Consider the following 6773-nt stretch of genomic DNA (forward strand, 5'->3'; position numbering starts at 1 on the left):
TCAGGGCCGTCACGAACCTCCACCTGAGGGCGCGGCACCGCGAAAAGTCTCCACTCCAGGGCTCAGCCGCGGCGCGGGATGACACAGCCTGGCCGCCGGCAGGGATGCGGCTCGCCCGTCCACCCCCGTTGCTGGAGCAAGGCCGCGATATCGCGCGCGCTTCGACACGCTCCCGACGTGACATCGGGCCACATCAGCCGCACGGTGACCTCGCCCGCGACGGTCGTCTCCCGATCGCGAAGGGCGTCGCTCACCCGACGAGCCCACCCCTCGTGCGCGACCCGCCCATCCACTTCGACGAGGAGGCGGTACTCGCGATATCCCGTGTCGTGAGCGCGTGCCCGGCCGGCGTCGGTGGCGGCCTGGCGCACCCCCTTCGGCAGCCCATGGGCCCGCTCGACATCGCGGATATAGCGGACTTCGGCGGCGCTCTCCGCACCCTCCGCGACATCGAGGAGGACTTCTCGAAGCAGTCGACCGAAGGGGTGTTGGCGCCGTTGCCCGAGTTCGGTCACGAGTTCGCGGGCCGCGACGAAGCGGCGTTGCACGGCATTGGCAACGGTCGCGATCGCGGCGTCCTCGCTCGATGCCGCGGCCGCCTGGTCGAGCACCGTCGCCGCTCGAGTCGTCCGCGGCGGCCAGGCTGCGGGATGCACGACTCGCTCGAAGTGGCGCACCCGCCGGATTCTCACCTGCGGCCCGGGGGAGAGCCGACGGTGGAGGGCGGTCACGAAGTGGAGGGTCTGCGGCCCATGCGTCGTCCATCCCCACCACTGCGCGGCAGATGCGCCCGCGAAGGCCAGCGGATCGCCGTGCGAGAGATACCGGGCGAGCGCCTCGACCTCCCAACCGCTGCGGCCCGGGCGGGTGAGATATACCCCGGGTGCCTTGGCCACCCACCGCTTGCTCGTCAGGCGCCACGCGATGAAGTGGGAGGTCAGGCCCGCGGCGAGGCATTGCTCGCGGGTGATCAGGTCGAGCTGCCAATCCGCTTGCTGGCGCAGGGTCGTCCAATCCGCCCGCTCCGAGCAGCGCCGAGCCGTGAGGGGCCCGCCCCCTTCGCGCTCGATGTCGGTCAAGGACATGGTGACCAGGGTCCTCGCGAAGGGAGCGTGCCAGCCGAGCTATCCACAGCCAGGGCGAGGGGTCGCGCCAGGGTGGAGTTTCCTCACGGTCAGGACCGTAAGAAGTCTCCACGCGGGGCCACGGCAACCGGCACGAGTCTCCACTCGTGGCCAGGGAGACGAAAGAGAGCAAAAACGGGTGGCTCACTCCGGTTCGCCCACCTACTCTGGACTCGGACACGGCGAGGGAAGCAGCTGCGACGGGGTACCGGTCCGCAGTCCTGCGCATCGCTCTCGCCGGTGGAGTCACTGTCAATGGCATCGCGGCCTTTTAAAACCGCTCGAGGTTCGAATCCTCAACCCTGGTGCCGTCGGGTGGACCAGTCGAGGTGGGTGCTTTGCGGCCCGGCGCACTACGCGCCGACGCCCCGCACCGGCCACGGCCCACCCGGCGGCATCGCCATGATCGGTGGTGACGACCACCCCCGCGCGGCCAACCGGCCTCGCGTACCACTGCGAGAGATGACCCCTAAGGAGGTCCACCACCATGCAGCCCCTTGTTGCCTTCGACATCGACGGTGCCGCGCTGAAGCGTGGACCCTTCTCGGTGACCGTGCCGTCGCGCCACGCCGCGATCGAGTACCGGCACGGGGCCTTCACCCGGGTCCTCCCACCGGGGAAGCACCGCGCCCCCTTCGGCACCACTCACATCCCCGTTGACCTGCGCGAGCGCCTGATCGAGGTGGCGCCGCAGGAAATCCTCACTGCCGACGCGATCTCGGTCCGGGTCTCGGCCGCCGTCCGGCTCGCGGTCACCGACGCCCAACAGTGGGTGGAGGGCGCGGTCGACCCGACCACGACCATCTACCTCGCGACCCAGGTCGCGCTGCGGGAGGCGCTCGGCTCGGTCAGCGTCGACGCGCTGATTGAGCGGGGCGCTCAGCTCCCGATGGCCGAGATCACCGCTGCGGTCCACGGGGTGGCGGGCACCGTCGGCGCCCAGGTCCACGAGGTGATCGTCAAGGACGTGATCCTTCCCGCCGAGCTGCGTCACGCCGCGGCCGAGGTCGCGACGGCCAAGGCCAAGGGCCTCGCCCAGCTCGAGGCGGCCCGCGCCGAAACCGCCGCGCTGCGTTCGCTCGCCAACGGCGCCAAGCTGCTCGACCAGCACCCGGCGCTCGCGACCCTGCGGATGATTCAGTCCGCGCCGATGGGCAGCCAGATCGTGCTGCGGGTCGGCGACGAGTCAGTCACCGAGCAGTGACACCAGGGAGAAGGGGGAGCGCGGCTCCCCCTTCTCCCGCGTGGCTCGAGTCCTGGCCCTCGGCACCGCCGACACACCCGACTGACGGGTGGTGCGAAGGGGGCGAGTAATTCCCCCTTCGTGCGCGGAACAACCGCGGACCCTCGTGACGTTGACCCCCCCCGAGACGGCCGGACGGGTAGGCGCTCGACCAGAGCATTCCCAGGCGGCCCAGATAACCTAGGCGGCAGTCACCGTCATTAAGGGGTATGAACCGATGTTCGAACGGTTTACCGACCGCGCCCGCCGAGTCGTTGTGCTCGCGCAGGAGGAAGCCCGCCTGCTCAACCACAACTACATCGGCACCGAGCACATCCTGCTCGGCCTCATCCACGAGGGCGAGGGCGTCGCCTCCAAGGCGCTTGAGTCCCTCGGCATCTCCCTGGAGTCCGTGCGTGAGCAGGTCCAGGAGATCATTGGCCCAGGTCAGCAGGCTCCCTCGGGCCACATTCCCTTCACGCCGCGGGCGAAGAAGGTCCTCGAGCTCTCCCTGCGCGAGGCGCTCCAGTTGGGGCACAACTACATCGGCACCGAGCACATCCTGCTGGGCCTGATCCGTGAGGGCGAAGGGGTGGCCGCTCAGGTCCTCGTCAAGCTCGGCGCGGACCTGCCGCGGGTGCGCCAGACGGTCATCCAGCTCATCTCGGGCTACCAGGGCGAGAAGGGCGGACAGGCCGCGGGCGTTGGCGCGTCGACTGGTCCCGCCGAAGGCCAGCCCGCGGGCAGCCTCGTGCTCGACCAGTTTGGTCGCAACCTGACCCAGGCCGCTCGTGACGGGTCCCTTGACCCGGTGATCGGCCGCAGCAAGGAAATCGAGCGGGTCATGCAGGTGCTCTCGCGCCGCACGAAGAACAACCCGGTCCTGATCGGTGAGCCCGGTGTCGGTAAGTCCGCCGTCGTCGAGGGACTCGCCCAGGACATCGTTCGCGGCGATGTGCCCGAGACCTTGAAGGACAAGCAGCTCTACACCCTCGACCTCGGCTCGCTGGTCGCGGGCAGCCGCTACCGCGGTGACTTCGAGGAGCGGCTGAAGAAGGTCTTGAAGGAGATCAAGACCCGCGGCGACATCATCCTCTTCATCGACGAGATTCACACGCTCGTCGGGGCCGGTGCGGCCGAGGGCGCGATCGACGCTGCCAGCATCTTGAAGCCGATGCTGGCGCGCGGCGAGCTCCAGACCATCGGCGCCACCACGCTCGAGGAGTACCGCAAGCACATCGAGAAGGACTCGGCGCTGGAGCGTCGTTTCCAGCCGATCCAGGTCGCCGAGCCGACCCTGGCGCACGCGATCGAGATGCTGAAGGGCCTGCGCGACCGCTACGAAGCGCACCACCGCGTGACCATCACCGATGGCGCGATCGTCGGGGCCGTCACCATGGCCGACCGGTACATCAACGACCGCTTCCTGCCGGACAAGGCGATCGACCTGATCGACGAGGCCGGGGCCCGGTTGCGCATCCGTCGGATGACCGCGCCGCCGGACCTGAAGGAGTTCGACGACAAGATCGCCAAGGTCCGGATGGAAAAGGAATCGGCGATCGACGGCCAGGACTTCGAGCTCGCCGCGCGTCTGCGTGACGACGAGAAGACCCTCCTGCGCGAGAAGGCTCAGCGCGAAGAGGAGTGGAAGTCCGGTGACATGGACGTCGTCGCGGAGGTGGATGAGGAGCTCATCGCCGAGGTCCTCGCGGCTTCGACGGGAATCCCGGTCTTCAAGCTCTCCGAAGAGGAGTCGACGCGGCTGCTCAACATGGAAGGCGAGCTGCACAAGCGGGTCGTCGGTAACGACGAGGCGATCAAGGCGCTCTCGCAGGCCATCCGGCGCACCCGCGCCGGCCTGAAGGACCCGCGCCGTCCCGGTGGCTCGTTCATCTTCGCCGGTCCGACCGGTGTCGGTAAGACCGAGCTCGCCAAGGCGCTCGCGGAGTTCCTCTTCGGCGACGAGGACAGCCTGATCACCCTCGACATGTCCGAGTTCTCCGAGAAGCACACCGTCTCGCGGCTCTTCGGCAGCCCGCCCGGATACGTCGGCTACGACGAGGGTGGTCAGCTGACCGAAAAGGTGCGGCGCAAGCCCTTCTCGGTGGTCCTCTTCGATGAGATCGAAAAGGCTCACCCGGAGATCTTCAACACGCTCCTGCAGGTGCTCGAAGACGGCCGCCTCACCGACTCGCAAGGTCGGATGGTCGACTTCAAGAACACGGTCATCATCATGACGACCAACCTCGGGACGCGCGACATCTCCAAGGGCTCGATGGGCTTCACCGCCGGGACCGACAACCGCAGCGACTACGACCGGATGAAGAACAAGGTCTCGGACGAGCTGAAGAACCACTTCCGGCCCGAGTTCTTGAACCGCGTGGACGACACGATCGTCTTCCCGCAGCTCAGCCAGGACGAGATCGTCCAGATCGTCGACCTGGAGATCGCGAAGCTGGACAAGCGACTGAAGGACAAGGACATGGGCATCGAGCTCACGCCCGCGGCCAAGCAGTTGCTCGCCAAGCGCGGCTACGACCCGGTGCTCGGGGCGCGCCCGCTGAAGCGGACCATCCAGCGCGAGGTCGAAGACATCCTCTCGGAGAAGATCCTCTTCGCCGAGCTCTCGGCCGGCGAGATCGTCGCCGTGGATGTCGAGGGCGAGGGCAAGAGCGCGGTCTTTACCTTCAAGGGGACCAAGCACGCCGGTTCCATCGACGAAGCGCTGATCGAGGCGACGGACAGCACCGAGTAGGTCTTTTTTCCGATCGCACCTCTCGCATCACGAGGAAGGGGGCGGGCCACCCGTACGGGCGGCCCGCCCCCTTCGCGCGGTCGCTGCCGCCGCTACTGTCCCGGCATCGTTTCCGAACGATAATTCGAATCTGAATAACTATCGCGACGGCATAATATCGGGTCAACGCTTGTCTGACGATCTTCATTCGAAGTTGGTATGGAGTGGTGTTGAAGTCCCGCTCGCAGGAGAACGCTCATTTCTACCCGGGGAGCCTCTCGGAATCGAAACGAAGCGAAGGAGTGGGCATGATGAATGGTCAAGTCCCGGGTAGTGGTGTAGCGCTTCGCGTTCCTTCTTCTTGGGGTTAGGCGGTCAGGGCGGGCAGGTTGTCGCCTCCGATCTCGGGTTCGGTGTCGGTGATGAGGTTGATGCGGCAGCGGGCGAGGACTTCGAGGCCGAGGTAGCGGCGTCCTTCGGCCCATTCGTCGGTTTGTTCGGCCAGGACGGCGCCGACCAGGCGGATGATCGCGGCTCGGGTGGGGAAGATGCCCACGGCGTCGGTGCGGCGTCGGATCTCGCGGTTGAGGCGTTCTGCGGGGTTGTTCGACCAGATCTGGGTCCATACGTCTTTGGGGAAGGCGGTGAACGCGAGGATATCGGCGCGGGCGGCGTCGAGGTGCTCGTGGACCTCGGGCAGCCTGGTCTCGACGTAGTCCAGGAGCCGGTCGAACTGGGCGTGGACCGCGGCCCGGTCGGGCTGGTCGTACACGCTGTGCAGCATCGCTTTGACCGCGGGCCACATGCTCTTGGGCGTCACGCTCATCAGGTTCGCGGCGTAGTGCGTGCGGCAGCGTTGCCAGGACGCGCCGGGCAGGTTCGCCGCGATGGCTTCGACCAGGCCAGGGTGCGCGTCGCTGGTGACCAGGCGCACGCCGGCTAGGCCGCGGGCTGCCAGGTCGGCGAAGAACTCGTTCCACGCGGCACCGGTTTCGCTGGTGGCCACGCGCAGGCCGAGGACCTCGCGGTGCCCGTCAGCGTTGACCCCGACCGCGATCAGCGCGACGGCGTTGATCACCCGGCCCCCTTCGCGGACCTTCATCGTGAGTGCGTCCGCGGACACGAACGTGAACGGTCCCGCCTCGGCCAGCGGCCGGTGGCGGAACTCCTCCACGACCTGGTCCAGATCAGCGGCCATCCGCGAGACCTGCGACTTGCTCAACCCGTCGATCCCCAGGGTTTTCACGAGCTTGTCCATGCGGCGGGTACTGACCCCGGCGAGGTAGCAGTCCGCGACGACGGTGATCAACGCCGACTCCGCGCGCTTGCGGCGCTCGAGCAGCCATTCGGGGAAGTAGGTCCCGGTCCGCAGCTTCGGGACCGCCACGTCGATCGTGCCGACACGCGTGTCGAGGTCACGGTGGCGGTACCCGTTGCGCTGCGCGGTGCGGGTCGCGCTGGGCCGGCCGTACTCGGCCCCGACCACCGCGTCGGCGTCAGCAGAGAGCAGCGCGTTGATGATCGACTGCAACAGCGATCGCATCAGATCAGGGCTGGCCTCAGCCAGGGCTTCACCCAGCAGGCCAGCAGGGATGCTCCTATAGATGTCAAGCGGCTGTCTCTAGAGATTCTGTTGAGCTCGTCAGCGGGTCTGTTCGACGGGTGACCAGTCGGTACATCTCGCGGGCGATGG

General features: G+C 67.6%; 4 protein-coding genes. 2 read left to right on the forward strand and 2 right to left on the reverse strand.

The features are described 5' to 3' along the window. Positions 1-62 precede the first annotated feature (62 nt). Positions 63-1085 (reverse strand): hypothetical protein, encoded by a 1023-nt coding sequence (locus AB8K43_RS02835; RefSeq protein WP_370891144.1) that lies wholly within the window; start codon positions 1083-1085, stop codon positions 63-65. A gap of 526 nt (positions 1086-1611) precedes the next feature. Between AB8K43_RS02835 and AB8K43_RS02840 the strand changes: the two genes are divergently transcribed. After that, a complete protein-coding gene (locus tag AB8K43_RS02840) occupies positions 1612-2328 on the forward strand; it encodes a slipin family protein (RefSeq protein WP_370891148.1) in 717 nt (238 codons plus the stop codon). 256 nt (positions 2329-2584) lie between these two features. After that, positions 2585-5101, forward strand: coding sequence for an ATP-dependent Clp protease ATP-binding subunit (locus AB8K43_RS02845; protein WP_370891151.1), 2517 nt, complete (start codon positions 2585-2587; stop codon positions 5099-5101). Between the two features lie 346 nt (positions 5102-5447). Here AB8K43_RS02845 and AB8K43_RS02850 read toward each other — a convergent pair whose 3' ends face one another. After that, positions 5448-6686 (reverse strand): IS256 family transposase, encoded by a 1239-nt coding sequence (locus tag AB8K43_RS02850; protein ID WP_370891224.1) that lies wholly within the window; start codon positions 6684-6686, stop codon positions 5448-5450. Positions 6687-6773 lie beyond the last annotated feature (87 nt).

The sequence above is a fragment of the Janibacter sp. GXQ6167 genome (genome assembly GCF_041365945.1).
Lineage (GTDB): Bacteria > Actinomycetota > Actinomycetes > Actinomycetales > Dermatophilaceae > JBGFSK01.

Bases quoted from the DNA above. Each gene is read 5' to 3' on its own strand.
- AB8K43_RS02840 (WP_370891148.1), top strand. From the start codon at position 1,612: ATGCAGCCCCTTGTTGCCTTCGACATCGACGGTGCCGCGCTGAAGCGT.
- AB8K43_RS02845 (WP_370891151.1), top strand. From the start codon at position 2,585: ATGTTCGAACGGTTTACCGACCGCGCCCGCCGAGTCGTTGTGCTCGCG.
- AB8K43_RS02835 (WP_370891144.1), bottom strand. From the start codon at position 1,085: ATGTCCTTGACCGACATCGAGCGCGAAGGGGGCGGGCCCCTCACGGCT.